The 16,110-nt window shown below is 62.2% G+C and carries 17 protein-coding genes and 1 tRNA gene; 13 read left to right on the top strand and 5 right to left on the bottom strand.

Annotation, left to right across the window (positions count from 1 at the left end; all coding sequences use genetic code 11):
- The first annotated feature begins 467 nt into the window (after positions 1-467).
- The 7 genes from QRM57_RS05500 (at position 468) to QRM57_RS05470 (ending at position 5,402) form a co-directional block, all read left to right on the top strand.
- Positions 468-887: a DUF3052 domain-containing protein gene (locus tag QRM57_RS05500; RefSeq protein WP_211712171.1), complete on the top strand. Its 420-nt coding sequence runs from the start codon at positions 468-470 to the stop codon at positions 885-887.
- The gene (locus QRM57_RS05495) at positions 884-1,387 is read left to right on the top strand and encodes a peroxiredoxin (protein WP_502868619.1); all 504 of its coding nucleotides are present in this window, start codon (positions 884-886) and stop codon (positions 1,385-1,387) included. The genes QRM57_RS05500 and QRM57_RS05495 overlap by 4 nt, the downstream gene beginning before the upstream one ends.
- Positions 1,384-2,340, top strand: coding sequence for an NAD-dependent protein deacetylase (locus QRM57_RS05490; protein ID WP_284985843.1), 957 nt, complete (start codon positions 1,384-1,386; stop codon positions 2,338-2,340). The genes QRM57_RS05495 and QRM57_RS05490 overlap by 4 nt, the downstream gene beginning before the upstream one ends.
- Before the next feature lie 77 nt (positions 2,341-2,417).
- A tRNA-Val gene (locus tag QRM57_RS05485) sits at positions 2,418-2,493 on the top strand.
- Positions 2,494-2,607: 114 nt separating this feature from the next.
- Positions 2,608-2,895 (top strand): hypothetical protein, encoded by a 288-nt coding sequence (locus tag QRM57_RS05480; RefSeq protein WP_235522080.1) that lies wholly within the window; start codon positions 2,608-2,610, stop codon positions 2,893-2,895.
- A 224-nt stretch (positions 2,896-3,119) separates the two neighbouring features.
- The gene (locus QRM57_RS05475) at positions 3,120-3,914 is read left to right on the top strand and encodes an IclR family transcriptional regulator (protein ID WP_235522081.1); all 795 of its coding nucleotides are present in this window, start codon (positions 3,120-3,122) and stop codon (positions 3,912-3,914) included.
- A gap of 129 nt (positions 3,915-4,043) precedes the next feature.
- On the top strand, positions 4,044-5,402 hold the full coding sequence (locus QRM57_RS05470; RefSeq protein WP_374111491.1) for an MFS transporter: 1,359 nt from the start codon (positions 4,044-4,046) through the stop codon (positions 5,400-5,402).
- Between the two features lie 194 nt (positions 5,403-5,596).
- Here the strand turns inward: QRM57_RS05470 and QRM57_RS05465 are convergent, their stop codons facing one another.
- Positions 5,597-6,664, bottom strand: coding sequence for a D-2-hydroxyacid dehydrogenase (locus tag QRM57_RS05465; protein ID WP_284985842.1), 1,068 nt, complete (start codon positions 6,662-6,664; stop codon positions 5,597-5,599).
- Positions 6,665-6,733: 69 nt separating this feature from the next.
- Between QRM57_RS05465 and QRM57_RS05460 the strand changes: the two genes are divergently transcribed.
- Genes QRM57_RS05460 through QRM57_RS05450 form a run of 3 tightly spaced genes read left to right on the top strand, consistent with a single transcriptional unit; the run spans position 6,734 to position 9,500 of the window.
- On the top strand, positions 6,734-7,645 hold the full coding sequence (locus QRM57_RS05460) for an NAD(P)-dependent oxidoreductase (protein ID WP_284985841.1): 912 nt from the start codon (positions 6,734-6,736) through the stop codon (positions 7,643-7,645).
- Between the two features lie 35 nt (positions 7,646-7,680).
- On the top strand, positions 7,681-8,451 hold the full coding sequence (locus QRM57_RS05455) for an SDR family oxidoreductase (RefSeq protein ID WP_284985840.1): 771 nt from the start codon (positions 7,681-7,683) through the stop codon (positions 8,449-8,451).
- Positions 8,451-9,500, top strand: coding sequence for an L-idonate 5-dehydrogenase (locus tag QRM57_RS05450; protein WP_284985839.1), 1,050 nt, complete (start codon positions 8,451-8,453; stop codon positions 9,498-9,500). Before QRM57_RS05455 ends, QRM57_RS05450 begins: the two co-directional genes overlap by 1 nt.
- On the opposite strand, the gene QRM57_RS05445 is transcribed toward QRM57_RS05450, so the two are convergent.
- The gene (locus QRM57_RS05445) at positions 9,501-10,229 is read right to left on the bottom strand and encodes a FadR/GntR family transcriptional regulator (RefSeq protein ID WP_284985838.1); all 729 of its coding nucleotides are present in this window, start codon (positions 10,227-10,229) and stop codon (positions 9,501-9,503) included. It lies immediately after the preceding gene.
- A gap of 238 nt (positions 10,230-10,467) precedes the next feature.
- On the opposite strand from QRM57_RS05445, the gene gnd reads away from it, so the two are divergent.
- Entirely contained in the window at positions 10,468-11,904 is a 1,437-nt protein-coding gene (gene gnd / locus QRM57_RS05440; protein WP_257367899.1) for an NADP-dependent phosphogluconate dehydrogenase, read from the top strand.
- A gap of 102 nt (positions 11,905-12,006) precedes the next feature.
- Positions 12,007-12,849: an oxidoreductase gene (locus QRM57_RS05435; RefSeq protein ID WP_284985837.1), complete on the top strand. Its 843-nt coding sequence runs from the start codon at positions 12,007-12,009 to the stop codon at positions 12,847-12,849.
- On the opposite strand, the gene epsC is transcribed toward QRM57_RS05435, so the two are convergent.
- The 3 genes from epsC to msrA form a co-directional block, all read right to left on the bottom strand.
- Entirely contained in the window at positions 12,846-13,430 is a 585-nt protein-coding gene (gene epsC, locus QRM57_RS05430) for a serine O-acetyltransferase EpsC (protein WP_235522091.1), read from the bottom strand. The two genes, QRM57_RS05435 and epsC, sit on opposite strands and share 4 nt — an antisense overlap.
- Before the next feature lie 41 nt (positions 13,431-13,471).
- A complete protein-coding gene (gene cysK / locus QRM57_RS05425) occupies positions 13,472-14,407 on the bottom strand; it encodes a cysteine synthase A (RefSeq protein WP_235522092.1) in 936 nt (311 codons plus the stop codon).
- Positions 14,408-14,473: 66 nt separating this feature from the next.
- Entirely contained in the window at positions 14,474-14,998 is a 525-nt protein-coding gene (msrA, locus tag QRM57_RS05420) for a peptide-methionine (S)-S-oxide reductase MsrA (protein WP_235522093.1), read from the bottom strand.
- A 114-nt stretch (positions 14,999-15,112) separates the two neighbouring features.
- Between msrA and QRM57_RS05415 the strand changes: the two genes are divergently transcribed.
- Positions 15,113-16,024, top strand: coding sequence for a Nif3-like dinuclear metal center hexameric protein (locus QRM57_RS05415; protein ID WP_257367902.1), 912 nt, complete (start codon positions 15,113-15,115; stop codon positions 16,022-16,024).
- The last annotated feature ends 86 nt before the right edge of the window (positions 16,025-16,110 follow it).

The following is a 16,110-nucleotide window of genomic DNA, read 5'->3' as shown; positions in this document are numbered from 1 at the left end:
TCAGGCAGCTGGGCAGTCAACCCGCTGAGGATGTGTGAGGTCTCTTCTCCTACAGACACGTCCAACCTTCCTTTAGGCGCATTCATCGGCGCCTCAGGTCTGGCAGGGTAACTGCCCGTCGTGAACGCGTCGTGTGCGACATTTCGGTTTCAACAGCCCGGTCCGATGCGCCGGGCAGGTCTTGTGAGCGCTTGGCTGCCCAGTAGAATTCTTTGGGGCGATCGCCCTGCAGCCATAGCGCTCATGGCCACTCTAGCTTTCACTGTGCCGGGATGCGTAGCCACGGGCCCCGGGGGGCGTTGTATGTCACACTCATAATCCCCCCGTGACCGATACCACGTACGTATCGGGGCCCCAAAACGCCCCCGGTAGTGCGGAATGTGGCCCCGGGCAGGGACAATGGCTTGAAGCAGGCGCCCAAAGGGTGTTGGCTGTTAGTAATGGAAGTCACTTCAAAAGGAGGAAACGTGAGCGAGGCCGACGCCGCCACATCGGTAAATGTGGCGGAACGAATGGGTTTCAAAGATGGGGATCTGATTCAGGAGCGCGGCTACGACGACGACGTCGACTTCGACTTGCGTGATGACATCGAAGATGTCACTGGATCCGAGCTGTTGGATGAAGACGATCATGACGTAGTGGATGCTGTCGTCTTCTGGTGGCGCGATGGCGACGGTGATCTTGTTGATGCCCTGATGGATTCGCTCACCACACTGAAGGAAGGCGGAGTTGTCTGGGTCCTGACACCCAAATCAGGTCGCGACGGCTACGTTTCCCCGGCAGACATCCAGGACGCAGCGCCCACGTCCGGTTTGCACCTCACCACCTCCGCCGGTGTTTCGAAGGACTGGAGTGCCACGCGCCTGGTGCCGAAGAAGAACAAGTGACCGAGGTCCCCTTGGCGCCGGCGCTGATGACGGTACCGACCGTTGGTGATTCTGCGCCGGAATTCGAGCTGGTCAACCAATACGGGGAGCCGGTTCGATTGTCCGACTATCGCGGACGGAACGTCGTTGTAGTGTTTTTCCCTTTCGCTTTCTCGGGTATCTGCACGGGAGAGTTGTGTGAGATCCGCGACAACATCGCTGCCTTCGAGGACGCGAACGCCGCAGTATTGGCCATCTCGGTGGACAGTAAGTTTGCCCAGCGGGCGTACGCCCAGAGCGAGGGTTTCGGATTCGATCTCCTCGCCGATTTCTGGCCTCACGGTGCGGTCGCCCAGGCATACGGTGTGTACGACGCCGCCAGTGGGATGGCCCTGAGGGGAACTTTTATTATCGACGCCGGCGGCACCGTCCGTTACGCGGTTGTTAATCCAAGGGGCCAAGCCCGGGACTTCGCCGAATACCGCCGGGCCCTGGCGGATCTGGTCGGGCACTCGTCATGAGCCGGGTCAGGCCGGGGGTGGGCATGACTGGCTTCGCCAGCATGGACCCGGAGCCGGCCGTGCACTTGCAGCCAGCCGAGTTGGAGGCGGTGTCGGAGGCACGGCACTTCCTGGACGGCAAGCCGTTGGCTGTCCTTACGGGCGCCGGCCTGAGCACGGATTCAGGTATCCCTGATTATCGGGGACCCGGTTCCGCGCCGCGGAACCCCATGACCTACCAGGAGTTCATCGGCAGTGCCTCCAACCGACGCCGCTATTGGGCCCGCAACCACATCGGGTGGTCCCATCTACGGCATGCCGATCCCAATGCCGGGCATGCCGCCATCGCGTTGATGGAACGGCGGGGACTTTTGACGGGTCTCATCACCCAGAACGTGGACAGGCTTCATGAGGACGCCGGAAGCGTTAACGTGGTGGACCTGCACGGGCGCTTTGACCAGGTCATCTGTCTCGAAAACGGACACATCTTCAGTCGGAAGCTGATCGCGGCCATCCTCGAAGAGATCAATCCTGGGTTCCTGGAGGCCGCACTGGATTCAGGAGTAGTTGAAATGGCTCCGGATGCCGACGCGACAGTGGAAGATCCCGACCTGATTACTTCGTTCGTAGTGGCGGTGTGTCCCATCTGCGGCGGGATGCTTAAGCCCAATTTCGTCTATTTTGGGGAAAACGTTCCCAAGGATCGCGTGGCACGCGCTTATGGGATGGTGGATAACGCGGAGGCCCTCCTGGTTGCGGGGTCCTCGTTGACGGTGCAGAGCGGACTTCGCTTTGTGCGTCACGCCGCCAAGGCCGGCAAGCCCGTGGTCATCATTAACCGGGGTGCCACCCGTGGCGACCCCCTCGCTACGGTGAAACTCGACCTCGGAGTGAGCGGTGCTTTGGACTATTTGGCGCGAACGCTGCCCGACATTTCAGGTGCTGCCGGGTCGATTGGTGTTTCCGGCACATAATCATGTAGAGTCATTGTTCGTTGGTTGAAGCGCTGAGGAACTGAAAAGGTCCGCAGGAAGCGCTGAAACTGTCATTTGGGTCTTTAGCTCAGCTGGTAGAGCGCCACGTTTACACCGTGGATGTCATCGGTTCGATCCCGGTAGGACCCACCAAGTAACCCCGCCACGGAGTGCCAACAGGTACGACGAGGCGGGGTTTTTTGTTGCCTTAACAAGGCCCGGATTGCGGTGCCTGAATTGTCAGTGGTGATCCCTAATGTTTCGGACATGGAATCCGTTGACATCCGCACCACAGTCCAAGGCGCTCCCGTGGCGGTCCAGCGTGGCGGCCAGGAGTGGGACGTGGTGGCTGAGCCTGTCCGCTGGTTCGAGAGGGTGCCGTGGTGGGAACAGTCAAGGCGAATGCCCCGGGGTCACGGCCGGGTGGATATCGAAATCTGGCAGGTCCAAGTGGCTCCGGGCAGAGGGCAGCATTCCGGCGCCGTGACGTGGGAACTTGTCCGGAATGGTGATGGCGCCTGGTACCTCCGGGGCGAGGAAGCCTTGGCTGCCTGAATCCGCGGGTTAAATGGATGAGCTCTCCACCACGACTATTGGGGGATGCCGCGGTGGAGAGCTCGAGAATGAATATACAGCGAACTTTTGGGTTTGAAAAGTGAGTCGATCGGGGGCTCAACTCAGGTATCCGCGGGGAGGGGCGCCCCTCAGGCAGGTGAGACACTATGATGAGTAGTGTTCAGCTGAATGAACAGCCGGTACCTCGATGACGAAGGAGAATCGTGGCAGATTCCCGCTCTACCCGCTCGGAGGGGCTGGGCGCGTCGTCGCCGGCTCCTGCCGTCACCCGCGCAGCCGCCGTGCTTGAGGCGCTTGCCGGCTCCCCGTCCGGGCGACTGACCTTGAGTGACCTCTCGCGCGAACTTGGTATCCCCAAGTCCTCTACCTCGAATCTGCTTCTGGCCCTGGAGGAATCTCGCCTCATTACCCGGCAGGGAGCCGACTTTGCGCTGGGCCGAAAGCTTGTGGAGCTGGGTGCGGCGTACTTGAGCCGCTTGGACGAGGTGCAGGAGTTCTACAAATATTGTGAACAGGCCCCCACACTTTCAGGTGAGACCGTCAGGATCGCCATGCTCGACGGCGACCACGTTATTTACCTTGCACGCTACGAAGGCCATCCCGCCGTCCGGCTGACATCGAACATCGGTGACAAGATGCCGGTGTCTCTGTGCAGCGTTGGCAAAGCCTTGCTGGCCCAGTTGCACGACCACGATATTGAGGCGATGTTCCCCGACGGCATGTCGCTGCCCGTCATGACCCCGAACTCGCTGCGTACGGCCGAGGAGTTGAAGGCGCAGATTTCGACTATTCGCACTCAGGGGTTCGCCTTCGAGGACGAGGAATCCACCGTAGGAGTGGTCTGCCTGGCGGTTCCCGTGCCCACCCATGGAGCCCACGGCCCCAGCTTGGGCCTCTCAGTCACTGCACTGAAGGCGACATATTCGGAGGAGCAGGGTGCCCTGATGGTCAAGGAACTCAAGGAATTGGCCAGGTCCCTGGGCAATCCCATGGGATAGCACTTATAAATCTGATTTTAGTCTTGGCAAGCTGTTCATCAAGCTGTACGCTGTTCAACATAGTGATCTTGGCGGTGATGCCATCACTATCTCGCTGGGCCAACGGGGGCCTGGGGTGATTTTGAGGGAGTGCTTGTGACAACTCGTACTAAGACAAAGTTCGCGGCGGAAGCCGACGAAGCCGTCGTCGAACCGGAGCAGCTTCGGCGTGCGACGCTGGCCAGCTCTGTAGGTTCCGCTCTGGAGTACTACGATTTCTACATTTACGGTTTGGCTTCGGCGCTGATTTTCGGGCCGCTGTTTTTCGCGCCACTCGGTCCGGATGGCGCACTGATCGCTTCGTTCGCTACCTATGGTGTCGGCTTCGCGGCGCGGCCGTTTGGTGGTCTGATTTTCGGCTACATCGGTGACCGGTTCGGCCGGAAGATGGTCCTTATCCTGACCATCGCCTTGATGGGAACGGCGAGCTTCGCCATCGGCCTCCTGCCTACATTCGATCAGGCAGGGATGCTGGGCGCAGTTCTCCTCGTCACACTCCGCATCGTCCAAGGACTCGGGGCCGGCGCCGAGCAGGCCGGCGCCACGACGCTGATATCCGAAGTGGCACCGCGCCGCCGTCGTGGTTTCTTCGCTTCCTTGCCGTTCGTCGGAATCCAGCTCGGCACCCTCCTGGGCGCTGGAACGTTCGCCCTCATCGCCATGGCGGACAAGTCTGTCCTGCAGGGCTGGCTGTGGCGCGTGCCGTTCCTGGCCAGCTTCATCCTGATTGTCATCGCGATCTTCATTCGGCTCAAACTCAAGGAAACGCCGGCTTTCCAGGAGCTGGAAAAGCACAAAAACGTGGTCAAGAACCCGATCGGTGCTTTGTGGAAGCACTCCAGGAAGAACGTGCTGATCGGCATCGGCCTGCGGATGGGCGAAAACGGAAACTCGTCCATTTACTCGGCGCTTCTGGTTTCGTTCATGAGCATGCCCGCAGGGGTCTTTGCCGGAAACAATTCCATTGGCCCGGTCGGCCTGCTGATTGCGGCTGGGTTCGCGGCAGTCCTCGTTGTGACCTTCGGGGCCCTTTCGGACAAGTATGGCCGTGTGCCGGTCTACCGCTACGGTGCGCTGTTCCAGGCCATCATCGCCGTGCCGGCCTTCTACCTGGTGACGTTGGGCAACGTCACGCTGGTCTGGGTGGTCATGGCTGTGGGCATCGCCATCGGCGTCCAGTCGATGCTCGGCCCGCAGTGCCCGCTCCTGCCGGAACTTTTTGGCTCGCAGTACCGCTTTACGGGCGTGGCGATGAGCCGGGAGATCTCCGCCGTACTGGCGGGCGGACTGGCACCCCTGCTCGGTGCGCTGATGCTGGCAGCCACGAACCACTCGTGGCTGGTCCTGGCCATCTACTCGCTTGTCCTGGCATTGATCTCGTTCGTCACAACCTTCTTCACCCCGGAGACGGCAGGACGCGACCTCGTCAGCACCGAAGACGCGCGGTAGCTTCTGCCGTAAGCGCGTAAAAGCATTGCGGCGCGGTCCCTCCGAGAGGAGGGGCCGCGCCGCTGTCGTTTGTCTTGCCCGCAACGTCTACGTTTACCTGGACGACAACCACCTCTCGGCCAGCTACACAAGAAGCATGACTGAAATGCTGTCCGAGAGATGGTTGGCCGCCACGGGCTGGTAGGTGGTCCGGCTTAGTAGAAGTGGACGGGATCCACCAGATGGGGGAGTTCGCCACCATCCAGGAAGGTGCGCAGGTTGCTGCAGAAACGCTCGGCGATGAGGCGGTTTTCAGCCTCGCTCAGGGCCGAGGTGTGCGGGGACACGAGGACCTGGGGGTGGTTCCACAACGGGCTGTCCTGCGGGAGAGGTTCGACGGCGAAGACGTCAAGGCACGCGTAAGAGACCTGACCGTTCTCGAGTGCCTCGTGCAACGCTTCCTCATCGACGACGGTTCCGCGGCCGACGTTGACGAACACGGCCCCGGGCTTCATGGCCGAGAAGATTTCGCGGTTGAACAGCTTCTCCGTGTAGGGGGTCCCGGGCAGGGTGTTCACCACTGCGTCAGCGCCGGAAACCAGGGAGGCCAGGTCGTCGTTGGTGGTCACCTTGTCGATGCCTTCGATGGCTTCGACGTTGCGCTTGGTCCCGCTGACCCTCATGCCGAGGGCGCGGGCTATACGGGCAGTTTCCATGCCGATTTCACCCAGTCCAGTGATGACCAAGGTGGAACCGTTAACGAGTTTGGTGGGTGTCCGCAGCTCGGGCCAGATCCTGGCAGCCTGGTCGCGGGCCATTTCGGCGCTGCGCTTGAAGCCATTAAGGACGCCGAAGGCCGAGAACTCTGCCAGCGGCAGGGCGTGGACCCCGGCCGAGGTGGTCACCTTGAACTTGCGCAGAGCTTCGGTGTCCAGGCCCGAGGCCTTGACGGCGCCGCCCGCTCCGGCGGCCATGGCATGGATCCACTGCAGGTGCGGATTGCTTTGGGCCACCTTGGCGAGTCCGGCGGGGCTTTCGTTGGGGAAGCCGTAGAGGACCTGTGCCTTGTTCAACATGGCCCAGTAACGTTCTTCCTGCTCGACGGTCCGTTTGAAGTCGGGATCGCCGGCATGGTCCGCGGGGAAGCGCTCGGGCGGCAGCAACTCAGGATCGTAGAGAACCGTTACGGAGGGATCAACAGCGCGGATCAGCTCTACGTGCTCTGCTTCGAGCGGCACAGCGATGGCGATGGTAAGTTCATCAGTCGTCATAGTGTTCATCATACTGAATGACGGCTAGGATATTGAACAGAATTTCCCGAGATGACCACAACGAAGTGAGGTACTACTGGCATGGACGGTAAACGTGTGGGCTTTGTCGGTTTGGGGCTCATGGGAGCACCCATGGCCGCCAACATCGCCAAAGCCGGGTGGGCAGTCACCGGCTGGAACCGCTCCGACAAGGCCTTCAGGGACCTCCGTGGCGTCGAGCGCGCCGCCGAAGTGGCCCACCTTCGCGATGAGGATGCCATCATCTTCATGCTCCCGGACCTGCCGTTTATCGAGGAAGCCGCACAGGCCTTGCTTCAGTCCTGGCGGGGCGCGCCGCCAAAGCCGGGCACCGCCGTCGTCATCATGAGCAGCGTCTCGCCGACCGCGGTGCAGCAGTTCGGCCAAACGGTCCACGAAGCGAGTGGCGGCAACGCATCAGTAGTGGATGCCCCGGTCAGTGGCGGAACCAAAGGTGCGGAGGACGGCACCCTGGCCATCATGGTTGGTGCCGACGAATTCCAGTTCGAGGCACTCAAGCCGCTCCTCGAGACCATGGGAACAACCGTGCGGCGCATGGGGCCGCTTGGGTCCGGATCGCTGGCCAAGGCGTGCAACCAACTCATCGTCGGAACCACGACGGCGGCACTCGCCGAGGCAGCCGAGCTCGCCGAACGCTCCGACATGGACGTGGAGGCGCTCTTTGACGTCCTTTCGGGCGGGCTCGCCGGAAGCCGGGTGTTGGACAACGTTGGTCCGCGACTTGCTGCCAAAGACTATGCACCGACGGGACCCGCCAAATTCATGCACAAAGACCTCGGGTTCGTCCTGGAGAGTGCTGAAGCTGCCGGCTCCGCCGTGCCCCTGGCCACAGCCGCCGTCGAGCTGTACGCCGAAGTGAGGCGTCAGGGACTCGGAGACCAGGACCTTGCCGTCGTTCGGCAAACCATCGCCAATTTGAGCCCGACCCCAACCGCGACGTCGCGCAGCAACTGAGCCGACGCAACCGAAGAAGGAATGAAGAACAAACCATGACTGGACTTTTCGATCTGACCGGGCGGGTTGCCTTGGTTACTGGTTCAAGCCGGGGGATAGGTAACGCCCTGGCCAGTGGCCTTGCCGACGCTGGAGCCACGGTGGTGCTCAACGGCATCAGCGCTGAAAGACTCGACGCCGCGCAGGAGGCAATGGCCACCGACTACCCGGCGGGCAGGGTCCACAGCCGGGCCTTCGACGTCACCGACGCGGAGGCCGCCGCTGAAGGCGTAGCGTGGATTGAGCAGAACGTCGGCCCGCTCGACATCCTCGTGAACAACGCCGGGATCCAACACCGGGTCCCCATGCTCGATCTCGACGTCAAGGACTGGGACCGCGTGATCACCACGGACCTGACCAGCGCATTCCTGGTGGGCCGTGAAGCCGCCAGGCATATGATCCCCAGGGGCCACGGCAAAATCATCAACATCTGCTCAGTCCAAACAGACCTCGCCCGACCAACGATCGCACCCTATGTCGCCGCCAAGGGTGGGCTGCGGAACCTGACCCGGGCCATGACAGCTGAGTGGGCGGCGTCCGGGCTGCAGATCAATGGGATCGCCCCGGGTTACATCCACACCGAGATGACGCAGAACCTGGTGGACGACACCGACTTCAACTCCTGGATCCTTGGCCGGACACCTGCCAACAGGTGGGGGACCGTCGCGGACCTCGCCGGCCCAACGGTGTGGTTGGCCTCGCAGGCATCCAACTTCGTCAACGGCCAGACCATCTTCGTCGATGGCGGAATGACGGTGGTGGTCTGATGGGCATCACACTTCCCACAACTGCTCCGGCGGTTGTCGCCCATGGCAAGGACGACCTCCGCATCGAAGACATTCCGCTGACCGAGCCCACGCCGGACCAGGCGATCGTCGAAATCGCCTACGGCGGCATCTGCGGCTCCGACCTGCACTACTGGCTGCACGGCGCTGCGGGGGAATCCATCCTCAAGGAGCCCATGGTCCTCGGCCACGAAATCGTTGGCACCGTGGTCCAGCAGGCGGCGGATGGCAGCGGCCCGGGCGTGGGAACGCCCGTGGCAGTCCATCCAGCAACGCCCGCCCCCGGCGACGCCAGATACCCCGAGGACCGGCCAAACCTGTCCCCGGGATGCACGTACCTGGGCAGCGCTGCCCGCTACCCGCACACGGATGGTGCCTTCAGCCGATATGCAAACCTGCCATCGAGGATGCTTCGCCCACTGCCGGAAAACCTGGACCTCCGGACCGCTGCCCTGGTGGAACCGGCCAGTGTCGCCTGGCACGCTGTGGCTCGGGCGGGGGACGTCCGCGGAAAAACGGCGCTCGTCATCGGAAGTGGCCCTATCGGTGCGCTCGCGGTCGCGGTCCTGAAGCGCGCCGGCGCGGCCCGGATTGTCGCCGTCGATATGCATGACAAGCCGCTGGAGATCGCACGGGCGGTCGGTGCGGACGCCGTACTCAAAGGCGACGAAGCGGAAGCCATCGCGGCCGTGGACGCCGACGTTGTCATTGAATCCTCCGGCAGCCATTACGGGCTGGCCTCTGCCATCAAGGGAGCCACCCGTGGCGGCAAGGTAGTGATGGTGGGACTGCTCCCGTCAGGGCCTCAGCCGGTGTACATCTCACTGGCCATCACCCGGGAACTCGAACTGCTGGGTTCATTCCGTTTCAATGACGAAATCGAGGACGTCATCGCTGCGCTCGCCGACGGTTCGCTTCAGGTGGATCCTGTGGTGACGCACGAATTCGACCTCGCCCACGGGCTCGAAGCCTTTGACGTGGCGAAGAACCCTGCTGAGTCCGGAAAGGTGCTGCTGAACTTCCGGGAGTAGCTAGTTTTTGGCAACTGGCACAAATACGCGGGGTTGGTCATCCCAGCTGGGGGCCAACTCCGCGATGGTTTGCCGCATGATCCGGGCGGCGGCGTCCCGCGCAACAGGACCGTCGCCGGTCTCGATGGCATGCGCAACATCCATGTGCCACTGCAGGGCCTGCTTTTGGGGGTGCTCCGGCATCAGTCCGTGCACCGTCCTGCCGGTTAGCGTCTCGGTGACCTGGCCGATCAGGTTCGCAAACATCTCATTGCCTGAGCCCGACAGGACCAGGGCATGGAAACGGATGTCGAGGTCAAGGAACGTGGCCATGTCGCCGGCGTCGCCGGCTTCCTTCATGGCGTGCGAGATACCCACCAGCTCCTTGCGGAGCGCATCGGGGGCGTTATCGGCCGCCAGTTCAGCGGCCACGGGCTCGACGGCGGAACGCAGCTCCGCCAGCGAACGCAACTGGGCTCCGCGTCCTTCGCCAGCCAATCGCCAGCGAATGACCAAGGGATCGAAGGGGTTCCAGCGGTTGGCCGGAAGGACTCTGATCCCCACCCGCTTGATGGTCTCCACCAGTCCCAACGACTGAAGGACCCGAACCGCTTCGCGGACAACCGAACGTGAAACCTTGAGCTCGTCTTCCAAATGCTCCGCCAACATGACATGGCCAGTAGGAAGGGCGCCGCCGACAATGCGGGTCCCCAGATGCTCGACGGCGCGGTGGTGGAGGCTGGTTGACATAGAGGTAAGCATAATGGCGCGGGGAGCCATGGCGCGCAGGAATGGCAACGCAGTCCCCTTGGGAGGGCAGTACGGACAGGAGGCATCATAGACTGTTTATGACGTGGCGCCGTTCCACTTGGTGGGCACCGCTTTCCTGCCCCGGATTTAAATACGTATGGTTTATTACAGCCCCTGGTTTTGATTTTCTTCCTGCGTGTCCGCAGGACTGTTTGAACACGAACGAATTGGAGTTTTGATGTCAGCACACATCGGTGTCACCGGCCTCGCGGTGATGGGTGCCAACCTTGCCCGCAACCTTGCCCGCAACGGCTTCACCGTGGCGCTCCACAACCGCTCCGTGGAGAAGACCGACGCCCTGCTGGAGAAGCACGGCACGGAAGGCGACTTCATTCGCACCGAATCGCTGCAGGAACTCGTCGACTCCCTCGAAAAGCCCCGCCGCGTCCTGATCATGGTCAAGGCAGGCGCACCTGTCGACAACGTCATCGAGCAGCTCGAACCGCTGCTCGAGGCCGGGGACATCATCATCGATGCCGGCAACTCGCACTATGAGGACACCCGTCGCCGCGAAGCTGCCCTTGCCAAGAAGGACCTTCACTTCGTCGGCGTCGGTGTTTCCGGTGGCGAAGAGGGCGCCTTGAACGGCCCTTCCATCATGCCCGGTGGATCCAGGGAGTCCTACGACGCCCTCGGCCCGCTGCTGGAAAAGATTTCCGCCAAGGTCGACGGCGAACCCTGCTGCGCTTGGATCGGCACCGACGGTGCGGGCCACTTCGTCAAGATGGTCCACAACGGCATCGAGTACGCCGACATGCAGGTCATCGGCGAAGCCTTCGACCTCCTCCGCTCGGGTGCCGGCATTGAGCCGGCGGAGCAGGCAAAGATCTTCACCGAATGGAACAAGGGCGATCTGTCCTCCTTCCTGATCGAGATCTCCGCTGAGGTCCTGGGCCACGTTGATGCCAAGACCGGCAAGCCGTTCGTGGACGTCGTCGTTGATGCCGCAGGCCAGAAGGGCACCGGACGCTGGACCGTTATCTCCGCCCTCGAGCTCGGCTCGCCGGTGTCCGGCATTGCAGAGTCCGTGTTCGCTCGTGCGTTGTCCTCGCAGGCCGAGCAGCGCAGGCTCGGCCAGGAACTGCTGGCCGGCGAAGAAGCCACCGTGGAGATCCCCGAAACGTTCGTCGAGGACGTTCGCCAGGCGCTCTACGCCTCCAAGCTGGTCTCCTACGCCCAGGGCCTGGACATGCTGACCTCCGCTGCCAAGGAATACGGCTGGGATCTCAAGCTGGACGAGATCGCTTCGCTGTGGCGCGCGGGCTGCATCATCCGTGCAGAACTGCTCAAGGACATCACCAAGGCATACGCTGCCGAGGAGAAGCCCGCCAACCTGCTCTTCGCACCGGCCTTCACCAAGGCCATCGCGGAGGCTTTGCCGGCCTGGCGCCGCGTCGTAGCCACCGCCGTGCAGCTGGGCATTCCCGTGCCGGTGTTCTCCTCCTCGCTGGCCTACTACGACGGACTGCGCCGCAAGCGCGTCGCCGCTGCCCTGATCCAGGGCCAGCGCGACCTCTTCGGTGCACACACCTACGGTCGCGTCGACACCGAAGGTACCTTCCACACCCTGTGGGGCGAAGACAAGTCCGAGATCTCGGCTGTCGACACCCACTAGCAGCATCGCGCTGAAGGCCGGTTCCCTCCCACTAGGCTGGGAGGAGCCGGCCTTTGCCGTGCCGGGTGCCGGTGCGCTGGCCGCCAGCAAAGGACTAAAGCCATGACAGCGCGGATCGCACTCGTTACAGGGGCCTCCACGGGAATCGGTTTCGAAACCGCCATCGCCATGAAAGCCGCCGGTTTTACCGTCTACGCGGGTGCGCGTCGCCTTGAAAAGATGGAGCCGCTCAAGGCGTATGGAATCGTTGTCCTGTCTTTGGACGTGACCTCTGAGGAGTCCATGGCATCCGCGGTGGCATCGGTGGAAAAGGCCCATGGAAGGGTCGATGTCCTGGTGAACAACGCCGGCTACGGTTCCTATGGATCCCTTGAAGAGGTTCCCCTCGACGAAGGCCGACGCCAGTTCGAGGTCAACGTCATGGGGCTGGCCCGCATGACGCAGTTGGTGATTCCCGGTATGCGCAGGGCGCACTCCGGCAGGATCATCAACGTCTCGTCCATCGGCGGAAAAATCTACGAGCCCCTGGGAGCCTGGTATCACGGCACCAAATTCGCGGTGGAAGGCATGAGCGATTCATTGCGTTTGGAACTAAGGCCGCACGGCATCGACGTGGTCATCATCGAACCGTCCGGAACAGACTCCGAGTGGGGAACCATTGCGGGGACTGGGTTACTCGCCCGCTCCGGGGAAGGACCCTATGAAGACCACGCCCACATCGTCGCTGCGGCATTGGCTTCCACGTCCGGGCAGGGCCATGTCCTCTCAACGCCAGCCCGGGTAGTTGCCGACACGATAGTTCGCGCCGCCAACGCAAAACGCCCCAGGACCCGCTACCCGGTGGGCAGGGGGGCCTGGAGCGTCCTGGCGATGCGCAGAATTCTTCCGGACCGGATCTTCGACGCCGTTTTCCTGAATTTCTACAAGAGACTGGCTGGAGGCTAGATCCGGTACTCGATGTAGTACTCGGCGGGATCCACGGCAGGTTTGGTTTCGGACCTTGCATCCCGGTGCCGCCACGTGGCCGGAATCCCGGTAATGATGGATTCCGGGGGCGCGTCTTTGACCACTACGGCGTTGGCACCCACAGCACTGTCCGCGCCGATGGTGATGGGACCCAGGACCTTGGCGCCGGCTCCAATGGTGACCCGGTCGCCGATGGTGGGGTGCCGCTTGACCTTGGCCAAGGAGCGTCCGCCGAGCGTGACGCCGTGATAGATCATCACGTCCTCGCCGATTTCGGCCGTCTCCCCAATGACCACTCCCATGCCGTGGTCGATGAAGAACCTCCGGCCGATGGTAGCGCCGGGATGGATTTCAATGCCCGTCAGGAATCTGGCCAGCTGCGAAATCAGGCGGGCCGGAAAGCGGAGCGCGGGGTTTTGCCACAGCCGGTGCGTCACCCGGTGTGCCCAGATGGCGTGGAGTCCGGAGTAGGCGAAAAAGTTCTCGAAAGAGCCTCGCGCCGCCGGGTCATGCGACCGGGCGGCGTCGAGGTCTTCCTTAAGCCTTGCGAAGAAGCTCACAAAGACCTTTCTACAGGAAATGAAGGCGTACGGGCCGAGTTCTAGCCGCGGATGTCGTCGAACAGGACAGTGGAGATGTAGCGCTCTCCAAAGTCGCAGACGACGGCGACAATGAGCTTGCCGGCGTTCTCGGGGCGCTTGGCCAACTCAAGGGCACCCCATACGATGGCGCCTGAGGAGATGCCGCCCAGGATGCCTTCACGGGCACCGAGATCGCGGGCTACGCGGACCGAATCTTCCAACGTGGCGTCAAGGACCTCGTCGTAGACGTTGGTGTCGAGGATCTCCGGCACGAAGTTGGCACCGATGCCCTGGATCTTGTGGGGACCGGGTGCGCCGCCGTTGAGGATCGCGGAGTCCTTGGGCTCAACAGCAACGATCTGCACACCAGGCTTGCGCTCCTTGAGCACCTGCCCGACGCCGGTGATGGTGCCGCCGGTGCCGACGCCGGCAACGAAGATGTCGACTTCGCCGTCGGTGTCTTCCCAGACTTCCTCGGCCGTGGTGGCGCGGTGGATGGCAGGGTTGGCCTCGTTGGCGAACTGCTGTGCCCAGATGGAGTTTTCAGTGTTGGCCACGATCTCCTGGGCCTTTTCCACTGCTCCGCGCATGCCTTCGGAACCCGGGGTCAGAACGATCTCGGCACCGTAGGCGCGGAGCATGACGCGGCGCTCAGTGGACATGGTCTCGGGCATGGTCAGGATGACCTTGTAGCCGCGAGCAGCGCCGACCAGTGCCAGGGCGATGCCGGTGTTGCCGGACGTGCCTTCAACGATGGTTCCGCCGGGCTTCAAGGCGCCGGACTTCTCAGCGGCATCAATGATGGCTACGCCGATGCGGTCCTTGACGCTGTTGGCAGGGTTGTAGAACTCAAGCTTGACCGCAACGGTGGCGTCAAGGCCTTCGGTGAGCCGGTTCAAACGGACCAGCGGTGTGCGACCGACCAGCTGCGTGACGTCGTCGTAGATCCTTGCCATGAAGATTATGCCTATCTCTGAGGAGGGAATGCTGAGGTCAGCCTAACGAGCCGGATCGAAACCCTGCTAAGCAGTAAGCCACGCAGAGTAATATTTCCGCGCCTTCGCCAGCTTCGGGTTAATAATCACCTGGCAGTAGCCCTGGTAGGGGAACTTGGCGTAGTAATTCTGGTGCACTTCTTCGGCTTCATAAAAGTCGGGGAGTCGACTTACTTCGGTCACAATCGGGTCGGACCAGAGGGCCTGGGCGCGCTCGATTGCTTCTTCGAACAGCACCTTCTCTTCGGTGGTGGTGTAGAACATCGACGAACGGTACTGGGTGCCGACGTCGTAACCCTGCCGGTTCAGGGTGGTGGGGTCGTGCAGGGCGAAGAACATGTCCAGGATGACTTCCTCCGGAACAACTGTTTCGTCGAAGGTCACGGCCACCACCTCCGCGTGGCCGGTGGTTCCGGAACAGACTTCGTAGTAGTCGGGATTGCGGACATGACCGCCGGTGTAGCCGGAAACAACCGAGCTGACGCCGCGGGTTTTTTGGTAAACGGCATCCAGGCACCAGAAGCAGCCACCGCCAAGTACGAAAGTTTTCATGTTCTCTTCAATGGATCGGAGGGCGTGATGATTCCCGCAACACCTTACGGGACAATAACGGCGACGCCGGGTGGCGGGACTGCCCGATTCGGTCCGGTAGGTAAGAATAAGAGTATGGAAGCAGTAGACACTGACATTTCTGATGCGGATTCCGGCGAAGATGACGGAGCAGTTGAGGCCACGGGGGAACCCACGCTCGGTCAGGTGTTACTGGCCGTGGAGGAGCTCTGGCCGGAGTCGCTGGCGGAGGAGTGGGACGAAGTCGGCCTGGTAGCGGGGCGCCCCAATGTTCCGGTAAGCAAGGTCCTCTTTGCCGTGGATCCCACCTTGGAAGTCATCGATGAAGCCATCGAATGGGGTGCCGAACTGCTGATTACGCACCACCCCTTACTGCTCAAAGGCGTGAATTCCGTAGCGGCCACGTCAGCCAAGGGCCTGGCTATCCATCGCCTCATCGAGGCCGGGACGGGACTGCTGACTGTTCATACCAACGGTGACTCAGCCGTTGGAGGGGTGTCCGACGTTCTGGCAGACGCCTTCGGCCTGGAGAACGTCACGCCCCTGACTCCGGCCAGCAATGGACTGCCCGAAGAGGGGATCGGCAGGGTGGGTGATCTTCCTGACCTGGAAACCCTCGGTGATTTTGCAGCCCGTGTCTTTGAAATGCTCCCCGCAGTGGCCGGTGGCGTGAGGGTTGCCGGCGATAAGGACGGCCTGGTGCGCAGGGTGGCGGTATGCGGCGGCGCAGGCGATAGTTTGCTTCCCGCTGTCCGCGCCAGCCACGCAGATGTGTACGTGACTGCGGACATGCGCCACCATCCGGCCTCCGAGGCCCGTGAGGGCGCCACGAACGGTCGTCCCTACTTGATAGACGTTTCACATTTCGCCAGCGAATGGCTGTGGCTCCCTGCTGCGGCCGAGGCCTTGGGGAACGTGCTCGCAGACCAGGGTTTCGACGTCGAGATCCGTGTCAGCAGCACCAATAGCGATCCCTGGGACTTCATACTGACTCCCGGCGGGGACTAGAGTCTAGAAAGATATGGGCAGCCCCGACAGATAGGGGGTGTCATGCCGCTCCTGATCTCCGGGACCGGCAGTGACAAGCGGAGGTA

It is taken from the genome of Arthrobacter sp. fls2-241-R2A-172, from assembly GCF_030208885.1.
GTDB lineage: Bacteria > Actinomycetota > Actinomycetes > Actinomycetales > Micrococcaceae > Arthrobacter.
Note: the sequence above shows the minus strand (reverse complement) of the source record. Positions and strands in the feature narration are given on the sequence as shown.

Coding starts and splice junctions, on each gene's coding strand:
- QRM57_RS05490 (WP_284985843.1), top strand. CDS start 1,384: ATGAGCCGGGTCAGGCCGGGGGTGGGCATGACTGGCTTCGCCAGCATG.
- QRM57_RS05480 (WP_235522080.1), top strand. CDS start 2,608: ATGGAATCCGTTGACATCCGCACCACAGTCCAAGGCGCTCCCGTGGCG.
- QRM57_RS05465 (WP_284985842.1), bottom strand. CDS start 6,664: ATGATGAACACTATGACGACTGATGAACTTACCATCGCCATCGCTGTG.
- QRM57_RS05460 (WP_284985841.1), top strand. CDS start 6,734: ATGGACGGTAAACGTGTGGGCTTTGTCGGTTTGGGGCTCATGGGAGCA.
- QRM57_RS05455 (WP_284985840.1), top strand. CDS start 7,681: ATGACTGGACTTTTCGATCTGACCGGGCGGGTTGCCTTGGTTACTGGT.
- QRM57_RS05450 (WP_284985839.1), top strand. CDS start 8,451: ATGGGCATCACACTTCCCACAACTGCTCCGGCGGTTGTCGCCCATGGC.
- QRM57_RS05445 (WP_284985838.1), bottom strand. CDS start 10,229: ATGTCAACCAGCCTCCACCACCGCGCCGTCGAGCATCTGGGGACCCGC.
- gnd (WP_257367899.1), top strand. CDS start 10,468: ATGTCAGCACACATCGGTGTCACCGGCCTCGCGGTGATGGGTGCCAAC.
- QRM57_RS05435 (WP_284985837.1), top strand. CDS start 12,007: ATGACAGCGCGGATCGCACTCGTTACAGGGGCCTCCACGGGAATCGGT.
- cysK (WP_235522092.1), bottom strand. CDS start 14,407: ATGGCAAGGATCTACGACGACGTCACGCAGCTGGTCGGTCGCACACCG.
- msrA (WP_235522093.1), bottom strand. CDS start 14,998: ATGAAAACTTTCGTACTTGGCGGTGGCTGCTTCTGGTGCCTGGATGCC.
- QRM57_RS05415 (WP_257367902.1), top strand. CDS start 15,113: ATGGAAGCAGTAGACACTGACATTTCTGATGCGGATTCCGGCGAAGAT.